The 20,611-nt window shown below is 71.9% G+C and carries 20 protein-coding genes and 1 riboswitch; of the genes, 11 read left to right on the top strand and 9 right to left on the bottom strand.

Annotation, left to right across the window (positions count from 1 at the left end; translation table 11 throughout):
• Positions 1-436: 436 nt before the first annotated feature.
• Together ACZ407_RS08250 and ACZ407_RS08245 are read right to left on the bottom strand one after the other, a co-directional pair.
• A complete protein-coding gene (locus ACZ407_RS08250; RefSeq protein WP_468126477.1) occupies positions 437-1,360 on the bottom strand; it encodes a hypothetical protein in 924 nt (307 codons plus the stop codon).
• Between the two features lie 140 nt (positions 1,361-1,500).
• Positions 1,501-2,220: an RNA polymerase sigma factor gene (locus tag ACZ407_RS08245; RefSeq protein WP_468126583.1), complete on the bottom strand. Its 720-nt coding sequence runs from the start codon at positions 2,218-2,220 to the stop codon at positions 1,501-1,503.
• A 376-nt stretch (positions 2,221-2,596) separates the two neighbouring features.
• Between ACZ407_RS08245 and ACZ407_RS08240 the strand changes: the two genes are divergently transcribed.
• The 9 genes from ACZ407_RS08240 (at position 2,597) to ACZ407_RS08200 (ending at position 9,885) form a co-directional block, all read left to right on the top strand.
• Positions 2,597-3,151 carry a 2-oxo-4-hydroxy-4-carboxy-5-ureidoimidazoline decarboxylase gene (locus tag ACZ407_RS08240; RefSeq protein ID WP_468126582.1) on the top strand — a complete coding sequence of 185 codons (555 nt, stop codon included), beginning with the start codon at positions 2,597-2,599 and terminating at the stop codon, positions 3,149-3,151.
• Positions 3,152-3,283: 132 nt separating this feature from the next.
• Complete coding sequence (gene sdhC / locus ACZ407_RS08235; RefSeq protein WP_468126475.1) at positions 3,284-3,664, top strand: succinate dehydrogenase, cytochrome b556 subunit; 381 nt, start codon at positions 3,284-3,286, stop codon at positions 3,662-3,664.
• Positions 3,665-3,669: 5 nt separating this feature from the next.
• Positions 3,670-4,146: a succinate dehydrogenase hydrophobic membrane anchor subunit gene (locus ACZ407_RS08230; protein WP_468126473.1), complete on the top strand. Its 477-nt coding sequence runs from the start codon at positions 3,670-3,672 to the stop codon at positions 4,144-4,146.
• Positions 4,147-4,168: 22 nt separating this feature from the next.
• A complete protein-coding gene (sdhA, locus tag ACZ407_RS08225; protein ID WP_468126471.1) occupies positions 4,169-5,923 on the top strand; it encodes a succinate dehydrogenase flavoprotein subunit in 1,755 nt (584 codons plus the stop codon).
• Positions 5,923-6,681, top strand: a complete 759-nt coding sequence (locus ACZ407_RS08220; RefSeq protein WP_468126470.1) for a succinate dehydrogenase iron-sulfur subunit — start codon at positions 5,923-5,925, stop codon at positions 6,679-6,681. The genes sdhA and ACZ407_RS08220 overlap by 1 nt, the downstream gene beginning before the upstream one ends.
• Before the next feature lie 266 nt (positions 6,682-6,947).
• Complete coding sequence (locus ACZ407_RS08215) at positions 6,948-8,120, top strand: serine hydrolase domain-containing protein (protein ID WP_468126468.1); 1,173 nt, start codon at positions 6,948-6,950, stop codon at positions 8,118-8,120.
• Between the two features lie 90 nt (positions 8,121-8,210).
• Entirely contained in the window at positions 8,211-8,615 is a 405-nt protein-coding gene (locus tag ACZ407_RS08210) for a hypothetical protein (protein WP_468126467.1), read from the top strand.
• 2 nt (positions 8,616-8,617) lie between these two features.
• Positions 8,618-9,022 (top strand): thiol-disulfide oxidoreductase DCC family protein, encoded by a 405-nt coding sequence (locus tag ACZ407_RS08205; RefSeq protein ID WP_468126465.1) that lies wholly within the window; start codon positions 8,618-8,620, stop codon positions 9,020-9,022.
• Positions 9,023-9,033: 11 nt separating this feature from the next.
• Positions 9,034-9,885: a TetR/AcrR family transcriptional regulator gene (locus tag ACZ407_RS08200; RefSeq protein WP_468126463.1), complete on the top strand. Its 852-nt coding sequence runs from the start codon at positions 9,034-9,036 to the stop codon at positions 9,883-9,885.
• Between the two features lie 52 nt (positions 9,886-9,937).
• On the opposite strand, the gene ACZ407_RS08195 is transcribed toward ACZ407_RS08200, so the two are convergent.
• From ACZ407_RS08195 to ACZ407_RS08185, 3 genes are all read right to left on the bottom strand, one after another.
• A complete protein-coding gene (locus tag ACZ407_RS08195; protein WP_468126462.1) occupies positions 9,938-11,494 on the bottom strand; it encodes an ABC transporter substrate-binding protein in 1,557 nt (518 codons plus the stop codon).
• A 138-nt stretch (positions 11,495-11,632) separates the two neighbouring features.
• Entirely contained in the window at positions 11,633-12,904 is a 1,272-nt protein-coding gene (locus ACZ407_RS08190) for a metallophosphoesterase (RefSeq protein WP_468126460.1), read from the bottom strand.
• A complete protein-coding gene (locus ACZ407_RS08185; RefSeq protein ID WP_468126459.1) occupies positions 12,901-13,209 on the bottom strand; it encodes an SCO4848 family membrane protein in 309 nt (102 codons plus the stop codon). Before ACZ407_RS08185 ends, ACZ407_RS08190 begins: the two co-directional genes overlap by 4 nt.
• A 121-nt stretch (positions 13,210-13,330) precedes the next feature.
• Between ACZ407_RS08185 and ACZ407_RS08180 the strand changes: the two genes are divergently transcribed.
• Complete coding sequence (locus ACZ407_RS08180; protein ID WP_468126458.1) at positions 13,331-14,581, top strand: D-alanyl-D-alanine carboxypeptidase family protein; 1,251 nt, start codon at positions 13,331-13,333, stop codon at positions 14,579-14,581.
• On the opposite strand, the gene ACZ407_RS08175 is transcribed toward ACZ407_RS08180, so the two are convergent.
• The 4 genes from ACZ407_RS08175 to ACZ407_RS08160 form a co-directional block, all read right to left on the bottom strand.
• Entirely contained in the window at positions 14,526-15,551 is a 1,026-nt protein-coding gene (locus ACZ407_RS08175; protein ID WP_468126457.1) for a YihY/virulence factor BrkB family protein, read from the bottom strand. The genes ACZ407_RS08180 and ACZ407_RS08175 overlap by 56 nt on opposite strands.
• A gap of 222 nt (positions 15,552-15,773) precedes the next feature.
• Positions 15,774-16,361, bottom strand: a complete 588-nt coding sequence (locus ACZ407_RS08170) for a 2'-5' RNA ligase family protein (protein WP_468126455.1) — start codon at positions 16,359-16,361, stop codon at positions 15,774-15,776.
• Between the two features lie 139 nt (positions 16,362-16,500).
• Complete coding sequence (gene trpS, locus ACZ407_RS08165) at positions 16,501-17,565, bottom strand: tryptophan--tRNA ligase (protein WP_468126453.1); 1,065 nt, start codon at positions 17,563-17,565, stop codon at positions 16,501-16,503.
• 330 nt (positions 17,566-17,895) lie between these two features.
• The gene (locus ACZ407_RS08160) at positions 17,896-19,161 is read right to left on the bottom strand and encodes a serine hydroxymethyltransferase (RefSeq protein ID WP_468126452.1); all 1,266 of its coding nucleotides are present in this window, start codon (positions 19,159-19,161) and stop codon (positions 17,896-17,898) included.
• 35 nt (positions 19,162-19,196) lie between these two features.
• Positions 19,197-19,288, bottom strand: a riboswitch (ZMP/ZTP riboswitch).
• A gap of 106 nt (positions 19,289-19,394) precedes the next feature.
• On the opposite strand from ACZ407_RS08160, the gene rocD reads away from it, so the two are divergent.
• Complete coding sequence (rocD, locus tag ACZ407_RS08155; RefSeq protein WP_468126450.1) at positions 19,395-20,603, top strand: ornithine--oxo-acid transaminase; 1,209 nt, start codon at positions 19,395-19,397, stop codon at positions 20,601-20,603.
• Positions 20,604-20,611: the final 8 nt, after the last annotated feature.

Here is a 20,611-nt window from a genome sequence, read left to right as displayed (position 1 = left end):
CCCCTTCCCCCCCCCTCCCCCCCGCAACGCGGGGTAGGAAAGGGGGGGGGGGGGGGGGGGGGGGGGGACCCCCCCCCCCCCCCCGCCAGGTGCGCAGAGCCACGGGGTACGGGGGGAACCCCGGCTCATGCGCGGCCGATGACCAGTCGGCTCACTCAGTACTGCGCCACACGCTCGAAAAGTGTTACAGCCCTGCGCGCACGTGCGGTGAACCGTTTCGCCGCGGCATCCGTGCAGGGTCCGGAAACGGGTCGCGGGCCGTCCGGCGGACGGCCCGCGAGCGGGTGGACGACGTACGCGGCCGGCCCCGGACCCGGCCCCGGACCCGGCCCCGGACGGGCGCCGACGGCCTTCGAGACCGACCCCGGACCGGCCCCGGCGCGCGTGTACCGGTGCGCGCACCAGGTGCGTGCACCAGGCGGGTGCTGAGGTGCGGTCAGGCCGCCGGGCGGCCGAAGCCCAGGGTGGGCAGCACGACGCCGTGGTCGCCGGGGGTGGTGCCGCCCGGCGGAGTGGCGGTCCCGCCGCCGGGCCTCTCCCCGCCGTCGCTGCCGCCGGCCGAGCCGCCGCCGGAGCCGTTCGACCCGCCGGAGCCGCCGGAGCCGCCCGCGCCGCCGCCGGTGCTGCTCTTGCCGATCAGCCCGTCGCAGTACTTCTCGATCTTCGAGCCCTTGGCCGCGCGCTCCAGCTTGAGCCGGTGCTGGGCTTCGAGCTTGCCCGCGCGCAGGTTGCGGCAGAAGGCGGCGAGCTGTGCCGGGGTCTCGGTGGCGCCGGTCCCGCCGCCCTCGCCGCCCCCGGCCGTCTCGCGGGGGTCGTCGGGGGTCTTCCCCCCGTCCGGGCTCGGCCCGGTGCCCTCGGTGCCGGCCGCCGAGGCGGAGGCCGAGGCCGACGGGTCGTCCTCGACGCGCAGCCGCCGGGGCTGGTCCTCGGAGATGGGGGCCCCGCTGCTGCCGGCACCGGTGGGCTGCGGGCTGGGGCCGGTGGTCACCGACACGGACGGGGCCGGGCCCGCGACGCTGCGCGGATCCGGGATGAGCCCGCTGGTGGCCGCCGCGGCCACCCCGCCGATGGTGAGCGCGGCCACGGCGGCCGCGAGTCCGAGCCGCACGGGACGCCGGACCCGGCCGCGCAGCGGCACGACGACGGCCGGCTCGGGCACGCCCAGCCGGACGGTCAGCAGGTCTTCCTCGGCAGGGTGCGGCGCCCGACCGGACGCCCCGGCGTGCGCGGCGCGGAAGGCGGCGAGGGCCGCGGCCTCGCCGGGCAGCTCGCCGGAACCGGCGGCCGGGCGGGCGGGCACGAGGGAGCCGAGCGCGTCCGCGAGGCGCACGGCCTCGCCGCGCATCCGCTCTGCGCGCACGGGGTCGGGACCTTCGGAGCCCGGCCGGTGAATGTCCTGCGCATGACGACCTTCGCCGGGCGCAACCGGGTCGACGGGTTCACCGCGCAGCAGTTTTTCCGCTGCGGCTCCGTCAAGCCACTCGTAGCGATCGTCGGCCATCACATGTCCTTCTGCGTACGCCAACGCGATTGCGTCACACCCGTGCGCTGCACGCGACCGTCGCGGTGTGCGCGTGGCGCCGGTACGGCGTCCAGGTCCCGGCTGTCTCCCTGGTCTCCGCAACCCCGGGGATCACCGAGGGCGCCAGGGCCTTCCGCATTATCCCCGAACTCGCTGCCGAGCATTTCGGCGAGCCGCTTGAGTCCGCGGTGCGCGGCCGTGCGGACGGCTCCGGGCCGCTTGCCGAGGGTCTCGGCCGCGCTCTTCGCGTCGAGGCCGACGACCACGCGCAGCACGACGGCTTCGGCCTGGTCCTGGGGCAGTCGGGCGATGAGCGCCATGGTGCGGCCGGTGGCGAGGGCCTCCATGGCCTCGCCGGCCGTGTCGGAGTCCGCCGGGCGGCCTGTGAGTTCCGTCTCGTCGCCCCCGACGGCCGGCCTGCGGCCGCGCATGCGGACGTGGTCGAGCGCCCGGTTGCGGGCGATCCGGGCGGCCCAGCCGCGGAAGCGGTCGGCGTCGCCGCTGAACGAGTCGAGGTCGCGGGCGATCTGCAGCCAGGCCTCGGACGTGACGTCCTCGGCCTCGGTGTCGCCCACGAGCGTGCGTACGTATCCGAGCAGGCGCGGGTGCACCGAGCGGTACACAGTTCTGAAGGCGCTCTCGTCGCCGCCCTGCGCCGCGAGCACCGCGGCGGTCAGCTCCGCGTCGTCCCCCAGCAAAGTCCCCAACCCGTTCACTGTCCTGTACGTCCTGCGCAAATCAGCACGTTACGACTTTCAAGCACCTCTCGTCCACGAGTTGTACAACCAGCAACCATTCGTACGCGAAGCGGGGTGTGACAGAAAACGCACCCGCGGCGCTGACACATATACGGGCTTGTCGCACGAGCCCGTAACGGACGACGGCCGGGGCCTCTCCTGTGGGGGGTGGCGGCCTCGGCTGTCGCTCCGGACCCCTCTATGGGACGTTCAGCAGGTTCACACCCTGCTCCCCCTCCTCGTAAGAGTGAAATCCGCGTATCCGTACGACGGCACCGGCCGGCCCTCGATAGCGTTGCGGAAACCCCTGTCGTGCCCCGCCCCGAGGAGCCCCCTGCTGTCCAGCCACCTCCCGGCCCAGCTCCGCGGCAGCTCCGGGCTGGCCCGTTTCAACGCCGCTGCCGCCGAGGCACTCCAGGAGGCCCTGCTGCACTGCTGCGGCAGCCGCTACTGGGCGCACCGGGTGGCCGCCCACCGACCGTACCCGGATCTGGAGGCGCTGCTCGCCGCCGCCGACGAGGCGGGCTACGACCTCTCCCCCGCCGACCTCGCCGAGGCGCTGGCCGACGAGTCCTCGGCCGAGCTGCACCACGGCGCGCCGTACGCCGCCCACCTGGCGCTCGGCGCGGCCCATGCGGAGTACGAGCGGAAGTTCGGGCACCCCTTCGTCATCTGCCTCGACGAGTTCCCCGTCGAGGAGCATCCCGCCCAGGTGCTGGCCGGAATCCGGCGCCGGATGGCGTACGACCGGGAAGAGGAGCGCGCGGTGGCCGCCGACGAACTGCGGCGGCTGGCGCGCGGGCGGCTCCTCGCACTCGTCGACGGAGTGGGCGCGGAACACCTGGATTGGGCCGATTTCCACCTTGCCGATAGCCCGTCCGTGCCTGTTTGATCACACCGGCTGACCCCGCGCGAAGGAACCGACAAGTCGTCGCTACGATGTCGGGGGCCGGTGGACCGTACCCGGCCGGGCCCGACCGACAACGAAGCCGGCGGCCCTCGCCTCGCTTCCGGAGGGTTTTCCGTGCCGGCTGGAACGCTGTACCGCGGCCGGGAAGGAATGTGGAGTTGGGTGGCTCACCGAGTCACCGGCGTCCTCATTTTCTTCTTCCTGTTCGTACACGTCCTCGACACCGCTCTCGTCCGCGTCTCCCCCGAGGCGTACGACGACGTCGTGGCTACCTACAAGACTCCGATCGTCGCGCTGCTGGAGTACGGCCTCGTGGCCGCCATCCTCTTCCACGCGCTCAACGGTCTTCGCGTCATCGCCGTGGACTTCTGGTCCAAGGGCCCCCGCTACCAGAAGCAGATGCTCTGGACCGTCGTGGGCGTCTGGGTCGTGCTGATGGCCGGGGCCCTGTACCCCGTGCTCGGCCACGCAGCTTCTGAACTGTTCGGGAAGTGACGCGCATGTCGACTGACACCTCTTCTTCGATCGGCGACGTCGAGGGCGTGAGCCTGTACGACGTCGACCACCCGGCCCCGTACATCGAGGCCCCGCGCAAGCGCACCTCGAAGACGCCCCGCGCCACGCGCGGCAACTTCGAGATGGCCGCCTGGCTGTTCATGCGCCTCTCGGGCATCGTCCTGGTCGTGCTGGTCATCGGCCACCTGGTCATCCAGCTCGTGCTGGACGGCGGCGTCAGCAAGATCGGCTTCGCCTTCGTGGCCGGCCGCTGGGCCTCCCCGTTCTGGCAGGTCTGGGACCTGCTGATGCTGTGGCTCGCGATGCTGCACGGCGCCAACGGCCTGCGCACCGTCATCAACGACTACGCGGAGCGCGCCAACACGCGGCTGTGGCTGAAGGGCCTGCTCTACACCGCCACGGTGTTCACCATCCTTCTGGGCACGCTGGTGATCTTCACCTTCGACCCGAACATCCGCTAGGCACGGGCTGAGGCAACCGACTATGAAGATCCACAAGTACGACACCGTCATCGTCGGCGCCGGTGGCGCCGGCATGCGCGCCGCCATCGAGGCGACGAAGCGCAGCCGCACCGCCGTGCTGACCAAGCTGTACCCGACCCGCTCCCACACGGGCGCCGCGCAGGGCGGCATGGCCGCCGCGCTGGCGAACGTGGAAGAGGACAACTGGGAGTGGCACACCTTCGACACGGTCAAGGGCGGTGACTACCTGGTCGACCAGGACGCCGCCGAGATCCTGGCGAAGGAGGCCATCGACGCCGTCCTCGACCTGGAGAAGATGGGTCTGCCGTTCAACCGCACCCCGGACGGCACCATCGACCAGCGCCGCTTCGGCGGCCACTCGCGCGCCCACGGCGAGGCCCCGGTCCGCCGGTCCTGCTACGCCGCGGACCGCACCGGTCACATGATCCTCCAGACGCTGTACCAGAACTGCGTCAAGGAGGGCGTGGAGTTCTTCAACGAGTTCTACGTCCTGGACCAGCTCATCACCGAGGTCGACGGGGTCAAGCACTCCGCGGGCGTCGTGGCGTACGAGCTGGCCACCGGCGAGATCCACGTCTTCCAGGCGAAGTCCGTGATCTACGCCTCCGGCGGCACCGGCAAGTTCTTCAAGGTGACCTCCAACGCGCACACCCTCACGGGTGACGGCCAGGCGGCCTGCTACCGCCGCGGCCTGCCGCTGGAGGACATGGAGTTCTTCCAGTTCCACCCGACGGGCATCTGGCGCATGGGCATCCTTCTGACGGAGGGCGCCCGCGGTGAGGGCGGCATCCTCCGCAACAAGGACGGCGAGCGCTTCATGGAGAAGTACGCGCCGGTCATGAAGGACCTCGCGTCCCGTGACGTCGTCTCCCGCTCCATCTACACGGAGATCCGCGAAGGCCGCGGCTGCGGCCCGGCCGGGGACCACGTGTACCTGGACCTGACGCACCTCCCGCCGGAGCAGCTCGACGCCAAGCTCCCGGACATCACGGAGTTCGCGCGCACCTACCTCGGCATCGAGCCCTACACGGACCCGATCCCGATCCAGCCCACCGCGCACTACGCCATGGGCGGCATCCCGACCAACGTCGAGGGTGAGGTCCTGTCGGACAACACCACCGTCGTCCCGGGCCTGTACGCGGCCGGCGAGGTCGCGTGCGTCTCCGTGCACGGCGCCAACCGCCTCGGCACCAACTCGCTGCTGGACATCAACGTCTTCGGCAAGCGCTCGGGCATCGCGGCGGCGCGCTACGCGGCCGAGAACGACTTCGTCGAGCTGCCGGAGGACCCGGCCGCCTTCGTCGTCGAGCAGGTCGAGCGGCTGCGCAACTCCACCGGCAGCGAGCGGGTCGCGGACCTGCGCCTGGAGCTGCAGGAGACGATGGACGCCAACGTGATGGTGTTCCGCACCGAGCAGACGATCAAGACCGCGGTCGAGAAGATCGCGGAGCTGCGCGCGCGGTACAAGAACGTCGCGATCCAGGACAAGGGCAAGCGGTTCAACACCGACCTGCTGGAAGCCATCGAGCTGGGCAACCTGCTCGACCTGGCCGAGGTCATGGCCGTGTCCGCCCTGGCGCGCAAGGAGTCCCGCGGCGGTCACTACCGCGAGGACTACCCGAACCGCGACGACGTCAACTTCATGCGCCACACCATGGCGTACCGCGAGGTCGGCGACGACGGCACGGACTCCGTGCGGCTCGACTACAAGCCCGTCGTCCAGACCCGCTACCAGCCGATGGAGCGTAAGTACTGATGGCTACCCCGACCCTCGACAAGGTGGAGTCCGAGGCCACGGCCTCGCACAACATCACGGTCACCTTCCGGATCCGCCGCTTCAACCCCGAGGTCTCGGACCAGGCGGAGTGGCAGGACTTCCAGATCGAGATCGACCCGAAGGAGCGCGTGCTCGACGGTCTCCACAAGATCAAGTGGGACCTCGACGGCACGCTGACCTTCCGCCGGTCGTGCGCGCACGGCATCTGCGGCTCCGACGCGATGCGGATCAACGGCAAGAACAGGCTCGCCTGCAAGACGCTGATCAAGGACATCAACCCGGAGAAGCCCATCACCATCGAGGCCATCAAGGGCCTGACGGTGATGAAGGACCTCGTGGTCGACATGGAGCCCTTCTTCCAGGCGTACCGCGACGTCATGCCGTTCCTGGTCACCAAGGGCAACGAGCCGACGCGCGAGCGCCTGCAGTCCGCCGAGGACCGCGAGCGCTTCGACGACACCACCAAGTGCATCCTGTGCGCCGCGTGCACGTCCTCGTGCCCGGTGTTCTGGAACGACGGCCAGTACTTCGGCCCGGCGGCGATCGTCAACGCGCACCGCTTCATCTTCGACTCGCGTGACGAGGCGGGCGAGCAGCGCCTGGAGATCCTGAACGACAAGGACGGCGTGTGGCGCTGCCGCACCACGTTCAACTGCACCGACGCGTGCCCGCGTGGCATCGAGGTCACGAAGGCGATCCAGGAAGTCAAGCGTGCGCTGATCACGCGCCGCTTCTGACCCTCCCGGTCCGCCTCGACGCGAAGGCCCCGCTCCCGGCTGCTGCCGGGGGCGGGGCCTTTGCCGTGGGGGCGTGGGGCCCGGGGCCCGGGGGCCCGGGGCCCGGGGGCCCGGGGACGGGGGATGGGGTCGGAGGCGGGAGTCGGCGATGGGGGGCGGGGATCGGGACTCGGGGTTGTTCGCACGGTCGCCCTAGGTGGGGGATCAGGGTGGGGTCGGGGGTGTCCCCGATGGGGAGGGGATCTTGGGGCGGGCAGGATCGTGCCATGACGAACTCCACTGCCCACAAGGCCCGTTGGACCACCCTCGCCGCCTCGGGGGCGGCGCTCGTTGCGCTGGCCGCGGGTGCCGTGCCGGCCGCGGCGGCCGCGCCCGGCGGTCCTGCGGTGACCGGGACCGTGACGGCCGCCGCGCGGCCGTCGATAGACCGGGACGCGCTGCGGGCCTCGCTGGCCGGGCTTCCCGACGAGGTGATCGCGGGGGCGATGGCCCGGGTGGGCGGGCGGGAGGGCCGCTGGCGGGGTACCGCGGGGCCGCTGTCCGCGGATCCGCAGGCCTCCTTCCGTATCGGCAGCATCACCAAGCTGTTCACCTCGACGGTGGTGCTCCAGCTGGTCGCCGAGGGGAAGGTGAGCCTGGACACCCCGGTTCAGGAGGTGCTGCCCGGCACCTTCCCGGCGCACTGGGCGCCGATCACCATCGAGCAGCTCCTCAGCCACACCAGCGGACTGCCGTTCCCCCGCTGCCTGGAGCGCAACCGGCCCTACACGGCCGAGGAACTGGTGCGGAACGTGGCGGAGTGCGGGGTGGACCCGGCTCCGAGGGAGCAGATCGTCCAGGTCTACAACGGCGTGAACTACTTCGTGCTCGGCCTGGCCGTCGAGAAGATCACCGGGCGGCCGTTCGCCGGGGAGGTGCAGCGGCGGATCGCCCGCCCGCTCGGCCTGCGGCACACCTACGTGCCGGCGGCCGGGGACACCTCCATACCGGCGCCTTCGCTGGCCGCGCCGACCCCGGTGGACCCGTGGGCCTGGGCCGAGGGCGGCATGATCTCCACCGCTCCCGAGCTGGAGCGCTTCCTGTCCGCCCTGCTGCGCGGCCGGCTCCTGCCGCCCGCCCAGCAGCGGGTCCTCTTCGAGATGCCCGCACACGCGGAGCGCGGGTTCAGCCGGGCCGGGGTGCAGCGGTTCCGGCTGACCGACGGCTCCGAGGTCTGGGGCAAGACCGGCTCCTACGGGCAGTACGTCAGCGGCCTGTTCGCCCCCCGCGAGGCCGGTCGGGTGCTGGTCTACTCGCTCATACCCACCGGGTTCACGCCCGCGCCGAAGCCGGGCGAGCCGCGGCCCGCCTTCCCCGAGGAGCCGTACCTCAGGAAGATCGCCAAGGCCGCCTTCGGCGCGGAGCCCGCTCCGGCGCCTTCCTCCTCGGGTCTCGACTGAACGCGTTCAAGTGTGGGGTTGAACGCGTTCAAATCAAGGCCTACAGTGAAGCACGTCAGCCTTTTGAACGTGTTCAAGGAGGCGGGGGGCATGGACCTCACCGTGGTCGCGTACGTCATCTACCTGCTCATCAGCGTCGGGCTCACCATCTGGGTGGCGCGTACGCTCAGCCGGAACGGGCGGATCTTCATCTCGGACGTCCTGCAGGGCAACGAAAAGCTCGCGGACGCCGTCAACCACCTGCTGGTGGTCGGCTTCTACCTGGTCAACCTCGGGTTCGTGACGCTGTACCTGCGAGCCGCGGAGACCGTACGCGAGGCCCGCGGGCTCTTCGAGGCCCTGTCGGTGAAGCTCGGCGTGGTGCTGCTGGTACTCGGGTTCATGCACCTGGCGAACGTCTACGTCCTGAACAAGATCCGCCGCCGCGGGGTCATGGAGCGCGACAACACCCCGCCCGTCGGCCCGCAGGGGTGGACCACTCCGGCCGGAGCCTGACCGTGCAGCCCGTCCGGCGGCTGACCGTCCTCTACGACGCCCACTGCCCGCTCTGCGTGCACATCCGGGCGTGGCTGCTGGGCCAGCGGTGGCTCGTACCGCTGTCGCTGGTCCCGGCCGGGTCCTTCGAGGCGCGCCGGCGCTACCCGGCGCTCGACCACGAGGCCACCCTGCGCGAGATCACCGTCATCGGCGACCGCGGGCAGGTGTACACCGGCACCGACGCCTTCATCGTCTGCCTGTGGGCACTGGCCGAGCACCGGCCCAAGGCCCACTGGCTGGCCACCCCGGCCGGCCGGCCCTTCGCCCGGGCCGCCATGCTCGCGGCGTCGAAGTACCGCGAGGCCACCCGCTCCGGACCGGAGTGCACCGACGGTGCGTGTCCGGCGCCCGGCCTGCCCGGATAGGCTCGGACACCGTGACAGACACGAAGTCCCCGGATCCGCAGGCCACCGACACCACGGCGGCCGACGCCAAGGCGGCCAAGAGCGAGCAGACCCGCACCCTCATCCTCGAAACCGCGCTGCGCCTGTTCCAGGAGCGCGGCTTCGACAAGACGACGATGCGGGCCATCGCCAAGGAGGCCGGGGTCTCCGTGGGCAACGCCTACTACTACTTCGAGTCGAAGGAACACCTGGTCCAGGGGTTCTACGACCGGATCGGCGCCGAGCACCAGCGGGCCGTGCGGCCGATCCTGGACACGGAGACGGACCTCCAGACCCGGCTGGCCGGGGTGCTGACCGCCTGGCTGGACATCGCGGCCCCGTACCACGAGTTCGCCGCCCAGTTCTTCAAGAACGCGGCGGACCCGGAGAGCCCGCTGAGCCCGTTCTCGGCAGAGTCCGAGCCGGCCCGCAACCAGGCGATCGCCATGCACCGCGAGGTGCTCGCCGGGGCCAAGACCAAGGTGCCCGCCGAACTCGCGGACATCCTCCCCGAGCTGATGTGGCTGTCCCAGATGGGCCTGGTGCTCTACTGGGTCTTCGACCGGTCCGAGAACAGCGAGAAGACCCGCAAGATGGCGGTCAAGGGGGCCTCGCTCACCACCCGCGGGATCGTCCTGGCCCGGTTCCGGGTCCTGCGCCCGCTGGTGCGCGAGCTGCACGAGCTGTTCGACGACTTCCTCCCCGGCATGGCCCAGACGGCCGCCGGCACCAAGGCCGCCAAGACCGCCAAGCCGACCGGGGCCGCGAAGGCCGCCAAGACGGCGAAGACCGCCAAGAAGGCGGCCGCCGCGAAGGAGTCGGCCGAGCCCTCCGCCGAGGACTGAGCCCCGGCCGGGCCGGCGGCCTCCGAGCCGGCGGCCCGCCAGGGCCTCCGCCCTACAGCCAGTTCAGCTCCCACAGGCGCCAGACGCCCGTACCGTCGGAGAGGTACTGGACCCCGGTGACCGCCTCCCGGCTGACCACGAAGTCCTTCTTCTGCCAGATCGGCAGCATGGGGGCCTTCTCGGCCACCAGCCGCTGGAGCTCGCGGAAGTCGCCCACCGCCATGGACCGGTCGCTGAAGCCCTGGGTCCGGGTGATCAGCCGGTCGATCTCCTTGTCCTTGAAGCCGTTGTTCATGGAGGAGTCGGCGCCGACCAGCGGGGCGGTGAAGTTGTCGGGGTCCGGGAAGTCCGCGATCCAGCCGATCGTGTAGGCGTCGAACCGCCCGGCCGCATAGGCCTTCTGGAACTCCGGCCACTCGTCGACCGCCTCCGTCGCGACCTTGAACAGCCCGGTCGCCTCCAGCTGCTTCTTGATCTCGGCGGCCTCGGCGACGTTGGCCCCGCGTACGTTGAAGCCGAGCTTGAACGAGACCGGGGTGCTCACCCCGGCCTCCCGGAGCAGCTTCTCGGCCTTCTCCGCGTCCGGCTCCGGGTACATGTCGAAGAACGGCGTGCTGTGGCCGCCGACGCCCTGCGGGATCAGGGAGTACAGGGGGGTGACGGTCCCCTGGTAGGTGCCCGCGGAGATCCTGGCCCGGTCGAGCACGGCGGCCACGGCCTGCCGGACGGCCCGGTCGGCCATCGGCGAACCGGGGCGCACGTTGAAGACCATGTTGCGGGTCTCGGAGCCGCCGGCCTGCTCGTAGCGGGTGTCCGGCATGCCGGGCCGCAGGGCGGCGAGCACCTGCGGGGGCAGGTCGCGGTGGGCCACGTCGATGTCGTGGCCCTTCCAGGCCGCGTCGAGCTGCTCGGAGTTCTTGAAGTACCGGATCGACACCGGCACGTGCGGGGCCCTCGCGTGCCCCTTGTAGTCCCCGTTGGGCACGAGCCGGGCCTCGGTGCCCTTGGTGAAGGACTTCAGCACGTACGGGCCGGAGCCGTCCGCCCGGTCCCCCTCGCGCAGCCGGTCGGCCGGGTACTTGCTCCGGTCCACGATGGAGGCGGCACCCGTGGCGATCTTGTACGGGAAGGTCGCGTCGCGGGCGCTCAGGGTGAAGGTGACCGTGCTGCCCGACACGGACACCGACTTCAGGGTGTTGAAGAGCGGGGCCGGGCCCTGGTCCGAATTGATCGCCTTGATCCGGTCGAAGGAGTACTTGACGTCCTCGGCGGTCAGTTTCCCGCCGCCGGAGAAGGTCAGGTCCTCGCGGACCTCGCACTGGTACGCCGTCAGCTTCGTGTCGGTGAACTTGCACGAGCTCGCCGCGTCGGGGACGGGAGCGGCCGCCCCGGGCTTGATCGTCATCAGCGACTGGTAGACGTTGCTGTACAGGGCCCAGGAGCCCGCGTCGTAGGCGCCCGCCGGGTCGAGCGAGGAGGCGACGTCGGTCGTCCCCACTCTGACCGCGTCCGCGGACCCGCCTGCCGAAGGCAGCAACTGCCAGGCCCCGACGCCCGCCACGACCAGGACAAAACCGGCCGCAATGGCACGGGTGCGAACAGACCGCATACCGCTACTACTCCTCTGAGCCCCACCCCGCGCGCACCGGTCGGTGGATCACACTCCGCGGCACGCCCATGACTACGTTGATCACTCAACCACGGAACTTTCACGAGTGAAAGGGCGATTTGTTATAGGAGTCGGCGATCAACTGTGGTAAGAGGCCAGTTCGACCACGGTGATGTCGGAGGGCGCCCCGACCCGCACCGGCGGACCCCAGGCGCCGGCCCCGCGGGACACGTAGAGCTGGGTGTCCCCGTACCGCTCCAGGCCGGCCACGGTCGGGTTCGCCAGGTCGGCGAGGTAGTTGCCGGGCCAGAGCTGGCCGCCGTGGGTGTGGCCGGAGAGCTGGAGGTCCACCCCGTGGGCCACCGCGTCGTGGATCACGACCGGCTGGTGGGCGAGGAGCACGGCGGTCCGGGCACGGTCCCGGTCGCCGAGCGCCCGGCCGAAGTCCGGACCCTCGCCCTCGCGTTCCCCGGCCACGTCGTTGACCCCGGCCAGGTCGAAGGCGGGCAGTTCCACGCGGGCGTTCTCCAGGGGGTGCAGGCCCAGTTCGCGGACGTGGTCCACCCACTGGCGGGCGCCGGAGAAGTACTCGTGGTTCCCGGTCACGAAGAAGCTGCCGTGCCGGGCGCGGAGCCGGGCCAGGGGCTCGGCGGCCGGCCCCAGGTCGGGGACGCTGCCGTCCACCAGGTCGCCGACGATCGCGATCAGGTCGGGCTGGGTGGAGTTGACGGTACGGACGATCCGCTCGGTGTGCGCACGCCCGAGGACCGGACCGAGGTGGACGTCGCTGACGACGGCGATGCGGAATCCGTGGGCACGGCGGGGGAGCTTGGCCAGGGGGACGGTGACGCGCTTGACCTTCGGGCCGCGCAGGACGCCGTACGTGCCGGTGGCGACGGTGGTGCCGGCGGCGGCGACCGCGCCTGCGGCGAGCGTACGGGCGACGAAGACGCGGCGGGTCTGAGCCGGGCCGACTTCGGGGGCTCCGCCCCCGGACCCCCGCGCCTCGATCGCCGGCGGGGCTTGATGGTGCCCCCCGTCGGCGGCTGCCTGCCCGGTGTCCGGGGCTTGCATGCGCTCCTCTTCCGGAGTCGCCTTGCGCCGCAGCCACAGTGCCCGTACCGGTTCCGCCACCAGCAGGGCCAGGGTCAGGTAGAGGAGGAGGGCCAGCCACATGTAGCCGGGCCAGGCGAGGGCCTGCTGGAGCGGGAAGGGGGCGCCCGCCCGGCCTGCGGTCAGGGCGGCCACGGAGAGCAGGGGCAGCAGCGTCAGCGCGATGGTGCCCGCGCGGCGGGCGGGGCCGCCGGGGGCCGTCGTGTCGCGGACCAGCCGGATCCACAGCCAGCGGTGGACCAGGGCCAGCAGGGCGAGGACCGCGAGGGCGATCAGCGCGAAGACGAGAACGGTCATGCGGCGCCGACGCCGGAACCGGAACCGGAATCCGAACCGGAGGCGGATCCGGCGCCCGGGCCGCGTGATTCTCGCCGCAGCGCGCGGACCCCCCGGAACCCGATCAGCCCCACGGCCGTCCCCAGGAGAAAGGACGTGACGGCCAGGGTCAGGTGCACCCAGAAGTAGGCCGTCGGGTCCCCCGCGTCGTCGAAGGCAAGCCCGCTGCCGTCCTTCCACAGATTCCGGACGAAAGACACCCAGATGAACCAGCTCCAGACTCCGAACGCGAGCAGGAACCAGGAGGCGGCGCGGCTGAGTTTCATGCCCTCAGTATCGGATCCGTCCCCAGGACGGACGCGTCGGGGTGGGCTGTCCCGGCGGCGCTTGCGCCGGTTTGGGCCATCCGGCTCGGCAACCCGCCGGACTGCATGTACGTTCACCTGCGTGTCTGCCAAAAAGACCGCGCTGACGGTCGCCGCCGCCGCGCTGCTGCTCCCTGCCCTGACCCTCGGGCAGGCGCATGCGGCGCCGACCCCGCCCCCGGACGGCAAGGGCGCCGCGAAGAAGGGCGCGGTCAACGAGCCCGCGCCGCCCGCCTCGATGTCCACGGTCGGCGGGGTCCGGCTGGGGCAGCCCGGCACGCAGGTGAACCTCGGTCCGGGCGTGCCCGCCCTGCCGGCCACGCTCACCGGGCGCTCGTGGATCGTGGCCGACGCGGAGTCCGGTGAGGTGCTCGCCTCGCACAACGCGCACTGGCGGCTGCCCCCGGCCTCGACCATGAAGATGCTCTTCGCGGACACCGTGCTGCCGACCCTTCCCAAGGACCAGGTGCACAAGGTCAGCGACGCCGAGCTCCAGGGGGTCGGAGCGGGCAGCAGCCTGGTCGGCGTCAAGGAGGACCAGGAGTACACCGTCCACGACCTGTGGCTCGGGGTGTTCCTGATGTCCGGCAACGACGCGGTGCACGTGCTGTCCGCGATGAACGGCGGGGTCGAGAAGACCGTGGCCGACATGCAGGCGCACGCGGAGGAGCTGCAGGCCCTCGACACGCACGTGGTCTCGCCGGACGGCTACGACGCCCCCGGGCAGGTCAGCAGCGCGTACGACCTGTCGCTGATCGCCCGTTCCGGCATGCAGAAGAAGGACTTCCGGGAGTACTGCTCGACGGCCACGGCCCAGTTCCCGGGCGAGGCGGCGCCGGGCAAGCAGCGCCCGACCTTCGGCATCCAGAACACCAACCGGCTGCTGACCGGTGCGCACGGCATGACCCCGTACAAGGGCATCGCCGGGGTGAAGAACGGCAACACGACGATGGCCGGGGCCACCTTCACGGGTGTGGCCCAGCGGGGTGACCGCAAGCTGCTCGTGACGGTCATGAACCCGAGCGCGGCCGGCGGCAACAGCGTGTACGAGGAGACCGCGGCGCTCTTCGACTGGGGCTTCGCGGCGGCCGGGAAGGCCAAGCCGGTCGGCGAGCTGGTGCCGCCGAAGAGCGCGGACACCTCCCCGCACGGCTCGCCGGCCCAGTCCCACGAGAACACCCCGGCGGCGGCCGGGGAGGACGGCGGGGGCGGCCTGGGCACGGCCCTGGCCATCGCCGGCGGGGTGCTGGGCGTGCTGGCGGCGGCCGTCTTCGCGGTCAACCGGCGCTGGCCGAGGGGGCAGCGGAGCCGGGGGGCTGCGGACGAGGCCTGACGAGGTCGCTGCCGGCGCCCTCCCCGGCATCCGGCCCCGCCTCGGCGGTCGGACCCGCTCCCGCGGCCGGACCCGCTTCCGGGCCCGCCGCGTCCTGTGCATCGGGCTCCGCCCCCTCCGGGGCGGGGCCCGTCGCCGTCCAGGCGGCGCAGAACAGCAGCAGTTTCGCCGTGAAGTTGATCCACAGCAGCAGGGCGATGGGGACGCCGAAGGCCCCGTACATGCTCTTGGCCGCCACCCCCCGGAAGTAGCCGCTGAGCAGCAGCTTCAGGAGTTCGAACCCGGCCGCGCCGATCAGGGCGGCCACCACCAGCCGGCGCCGGGGCGGCTGTACCCCGGGCAGCAGGGTGAGGACGTACAGCAGGAGCAGGAAGGCGGCGAGCACGCCGACCCCGAAGGCGGCGGCGCGCAGCAGCACCCCGCCGGCCCCGTCACGGGGGATGCCCAGCCAGTCCGCCACCCGCCCGACCGCCGAGGCCCCGAGCACGGAGGCCACGGCCGATCCCAGGGCGGCCCCGCCGAGGCCGAGCAGCACTCCGCCGTCCTTGAGCTTGCGCAGGACGGGGTTGCCCTCGTCCTCGTCGTCCTTCTCCCACACGGCGCGCAGGCAGTCGCGCATCGAGCCCACCCAGCCGATGCCGGTGACCAGCAGGACCAAGCCGGCGACCAGGCCGATGGTGCCGGCGTTGTCGACGAGGCCGCCGATGTCGAGCTGCTCGGAGATGCCGGGGACCTGCTCGGAGAGGGTGGCCTCCAGCTTGTCGAGCTGCTTGGCGGACAGCAGGGCGGCGCCGACCGCGGCGGCCACGGTGATCAGCGGGAAGAGGGAGAGGAAGCTGGTGAAGGTGATGGCCGCGGCGAGTCTGCTCCAGTGCACCCGGTCGAGGCGCTGGTACGAGAGCCACGCGTGCGTCCGCATGAGGCGGGTTGCCGCCGGGCCGACCACCGGGAGTTTCTTCAGCCAGTCCATGGGCCCACGGTAGAGGCGGAGGGCCCGCGGAGCGCGGAGCGCCGGACCACCGGCCACGAGCCGTCCGAAATAACCGGATTCGTCTCGTTTGGGCGATACGGTCGGCTTCATGAAGAGGTCGGTCCCCACGAGGCAGTCCGCGGCCCTGAAGAAGCCCGCCACCGTCCCGCCGTTCCGCAGCCTGGTGCTGCGGTCCCTGCGCTTCCGGGCCCGCCGGGCCCGTCAGGCCTGGAGCGTGGTGGGCTCGTCACGGTGGGACGGGACCTGCGCCGGGACCCCCACCGGGCCGGTGCCGAAAGGGTAGTCGCGCAGTTTGCGCCAGACCCCGTCGGAGCCCTGCTCGTACAGGGCGAAGCCCTCGCAGAGCCAGTCCGCCCGGAAGTCCGCCAGTTCGGCGTACGCCCGGTCCATCGCCTCTTCGGAGATGCCGTGGGCGACGGTGACGTGCGGGTGGTACGGGAACTGGAGCTCGCGCCGGAGCGGGCCGTCCTCGGCCCGCACCAGCCCCTGGAGCCGGGTGCAGGCCGTCGCGCCCTCGACCACCTGGACGAAGACCACCGGCGAGAGCGGGCGGAAGGTCCCGGTGCCGTCCAGCCGCATCGGGAACGGGCGGCCGGCCGCGGCCACCTCGGCGAGGTGCGTGCGGATCGCCGGCAGCCGGTCCCGGTCCGCCTCGGTGGGCGGCACGAGGGTCACGTGCGTGGGGATGCCGTACGCAGCGGCGTCCCCGAAGCCGGCCCGCCGCTCCTGGAGCAGGCTGCCGTACGGCTCCGGGACCGCGATCGAAACGCCGAGCGTTACGGTCCCCACGTGTTCTCCTCAGTCGTCCTCACGGGTGTGCTGCCGCCCAGTGTGGGGGCAGCACCCCCCTTCCTGCCAGGGTCCCAGGTCGCCGGGTGTGCCACGGCTCCGGATCGACCCCTCAGCCGGCCCTTCGGCCGGATCCCGCTCAGCCCTTCGGCGGCAGGAAGCCCAGCCGGTCGTAGGCCTGCGCCAGGGTGCCGGAGGCCACCGCCCGGGCCTTCTCCGCGCCCTTGGCGAGGACGGCGTCCAGCTCGGCCGGGTCGTCCAGGTACTCCTGGGTGCGCTGCTTGAAGGGTGTGACGAACTCGACCATCACCTCGGCGAGGTCGGTCTTCAGCGCGCCGTAGCCCTTGCCCGCGTACTTCTCCTCCAGGACCGGGATCTCGGTGCCGGTCAGGGTGGAGTAGATGGTCAGCAGGTTGCTGACGCCGGGCTTGTTCTCGGTGTCGAAGCGGATCTCGGCCTCGGTGTCGGTGACCGCGCTCTTGATCTTCTTCTCGGTGACCTTGGCCTCGTCGAGGAGGTTGATCAGGCCCTTGGGCGTGGAGGCCGACTTCGACATCTTGATCGCCGGGTCCTGGAGGTCGTAGATCTTCGCGACCTCCTTGACGATGTACGGCGCCGGGATGGTGAAGGTCTGCCCGAAGCGCTGGTTGAAGCGCTCGGCGAGGTCGCGGGTCAGCTCGATGTGCTGGCGCTGGTCCTCGCCCACCGGGACCGCGTCGGCCTGGTACAGCAGGATGTCGGCGACCTGGAGGATCGGGTACGTGAAGAGGCCGACGGTCGCGTTGTTGGCGCCGGACTTCGCGGACTTGTCCTTGAACTGCGTCATGCGGCTGGCCTCGCCGAAGCCGGTGATGCAGTTCATGACCCAGCCGAGCTGCGCGTGCTCGGGCACGTGGCTCTGCACGAAGAGGGTGCAGCGCTCGGGGTCGAGACCGGCCGCGAGCAGCTGCGCGGCGGAGAGCCGGGTGTTCTCGCGGAGGGCGGCGGGCTCCTGCGGCATGGTGATCGCGTGCAGGTCGACGACCATGTAGAAGGCGTCGTGGGACTCCTGCAGGGCGACGTACTGCCGGATGGCTCCGAGGTAGTTCCCGAGGTGGAACGAACCGGAGGTGGGCTGGATGCCGGAGAGTGCGCGAGGGCGCAGCGGCGCGGAGCGCCTCGTCTCGGGGCGGTGGTCGGTGACGGGTGGGCGGTCGAAGGCCATGCACCCATTCTCTCAGGTACGGGGCTGCTCTCGGCCGCGTGATGGCCGGAACCCGCCGGGTCCGGCCCCCGGCTGAGGCGCAGATCACAGCCCCCGCGGCGGCCCGGCCCGGTACCCACCGGTACACGCGCGGCCGGATCTTGCCCCGGTCTAACGACCGTTAGCCGGGGGCGGGGGCCGGATCCCGGCCAGGGGAACCGGAGGGGGACGCCGGGACGTCCCCCTCCGACCGGGCTGGGCCGGTCCACCGGGAGGGGCCGCTCCACCGGGGCCCGGGCAACCGGCCCGGTCCGGTCAGCCGGCCCGGTCCGGTCAGCCGGCCCGGTCCGGTCAGCCGACCGGCAGCCCCGGCGCCGGGTGCGCGGCCATCAGCTCGGCCACCTCCGCCCGGATCACCGCCAGCTCCGCCTCGTCCCCGCGCCCGGCGGCCGCCACCCCGCGGTCGATCCAGTCCGCGACGGCCGCCATGTCCGAGGTGCCCAGCCCGCGCGAGGTCAGCGACGGCGTGCCGATGCGCACGCCGGACGGGTCGAACGGCTTGCGGGGGTCGTACGGCACGGTGTTGTAGTTGACGACGATCCCGGCCCGGTCCAGCGCCTTGGCCGCCACCTTGCCCGGCACGTCCTTCGGCGTCAGGTCCATGAGGATCAGGTGGTTGTCGGTGCCGCCCGAGACCAGGTCGAACCCGCGCTCCAGCAGCGCCTCCGCGAGGGCCTTGGCGTTGGCGACCACGGCGTGCGCGTAGCCGCGGAAGGAGTCCTGCGAGGCCTCGTGCAGGGCCACCGCGATACCGGCGGTGGTCTGGTTGTGCGGGCCGCCCTGGAGGCCCGGGAAGACCGCCTTGTCGATGGCCTTCGCGTGCTCCTCGCGGCACATCAGCATGGCGCCGCGGGGGCCGCGCAGGGTCTTGTGGGTGGTGGTCGAGACGACGTCCACGTGCGGGACCGGGGAGGGGTGCGCCCCGCCCGCGATCAGGCCGGCGATGTGGGCGATGTCGGCGACGAGCACGGCGCCCGCCTCCTGCGCGATCTCCGCGAAGGCCGCGAAGTCGATCGTGCGGGGCAGGGCGGTGCCGCCGCAGAAGATGACCTTCGGGCGCTCCTTGAGGGCGAGCTCGCGGACCTCGTCGAAGTCGATCAGGCCGGTGTCGGCGCGGACGCCGTACTGGACCCCGCGGAACCAGGAGCCGGTGGCGGAGACGCCCCAGCCGTGCGTGAGGTGGCCGCCCATCGGCAGGGCCATGCCCATGACGGTGTCCCCGGGCTGCGCGAAGGCCAGGTAGACGGCCAGGTTCGCGGGCGAGCCGGAGTACGGCTGGACGTTGGCGTGGTCCACCCCGAAGACGGCCTTGGCCCGCTCGATCGCCAGGGACTCCACCTGGTCGATGTTCTGCTGGCCCTCGTAGTAGCGGCGGCCCGGGTAGCCCTCGCTGTACTTGTTCTGGAGCACGGTGCCGGAGGCCTCCAGCACGGCCGCGGACACGTAGTTCTCGCTGGGGATCAGGCGCAGGGTCTCGGCCTGCAGGCGCTCCTCGGCACCGACGAGCGCGGCGAGCGCGGGGTCGGCGGCGGCGAGGGCGGGGTGGCGCGCGGTCATGGCGGCGTCCTCCGGGGTCGTTGGCGAATCGTCCCCGCGACGGCCCAGGCGAGCGGTCCGCTGTTGCGGTCGTACCCGCACGGCTCCCCCGGAGTTCGTTCTCCGTACGCCAGTCGCCGTGCGTGGCCCCACCCTAACGTGACGCGCCGGGTCCAGGTTTCCCCGTCCGGCATGCGAGCGACGATAGAAAGTGACGCCACCCACGTCGCCGTCCAATGACGAACGGAGACCTCGTGTCGACCACCGCAGACGCCATCCGCTCCGCCGAGGCGCACAGCGCGCACAACTACCACCCGCTCCCGGTCGTCGTCGCCTCGGCCGAAGGCGCCTGGATGACCGATGTCGAGGGGCGCAGATACCTCGACATGCTGGCCGGCTACTCGGCGCTCAACTTCGGCCACGGCAACCGGCGCCTGATCGAGGCCGCCAAGGCCCAGCTGGAGCGGGTCACCCTGACCTCGCGCGCCTTCCACCACGACCGCTTCGCCGAATTCTGCACGCAACTCGCCGAGTTGTGCGGCAAGGACATGGTCCTGCCGATGAACACGGGCGCCGAGGCCGTGGAAACGGCGATCAAGACGGCCCGCAAGTGGGGCTACGAGGTCAAGGGCGTGCCCGACGGGCACGCGAAGATCGTGGTGGCCTCCAACAACTTCCACGGCCGTACGACGACCATCGTCAGCTTCTCCACGGACCACGAGGCCCGCGACCACTTCGGGCCCTACACGCCCGGGTTCGAGATCGTGCCGTACGGGGACCTGACCGCCCTCGACGCCGCGGTCACCGCCCACACGGTCGCGGTGCTCCTCGAACCGGTGCAGGGCGAGGCGGGGGTGCTCGTGCCGCCGCCCGGCTACCTGGCCGGGGTCCGCGAGCTGACCCGGCAGCGGAACGTGCTCTTCATGGCGGACGAGATCCAGTCCGGGCTGGGCCGCACCGGTCGGACCTTCGCCTGCGAGCACGAGGGGGTGGTCCCGGACGTGTACGTGCTCGGCAAGGCGCTCGGCGGGGGCATCGTGCCGGTCTCGGCGGTGGTGGCGGACCGCTCGGTGCTCGGCGTGTTCCGGCCGGGCGAGCACGGCTCCACCTTCGGCGGAAACCCGCTGGCCTGTGCGGTGGCCCTGGAGGTCGTCGCGATGCTGCGCACCGGCGAGTACCAGCAGCGGGCCGCCGAACTCGGCGACCACCTGCACCGGGAGCTCGGCCTGCTGGTGGGCGGCGGGGCGGTCACCGCGGTGCGCGGCCGGGGGCTGTGGGCGGGTGTGGACATCGCGCCGGGGCACGGCACCGGGCGGGAGGTCTCCGAGCAGCTGATGGAGCGCGGGGTGCTGGTGAAGGACACCCACGGGGCCACGATCCGCCTCGCCCCGCCGCTGGTGATCGGCAAGGAGGACCTCGACTGGGGGCTGGACCAGCTCCGGGCGGTCCTGGCCGCGGGCTGAGGCCCCGG

This window comes from Streptomyces sp. NPDC030809 (assembly GCF_055572195.1).
The sequence above is the reverse complement of the archived record's forward strand: the minus strand, read 5'-3'. Positions and strand labels throughout refer to the sequence as shown.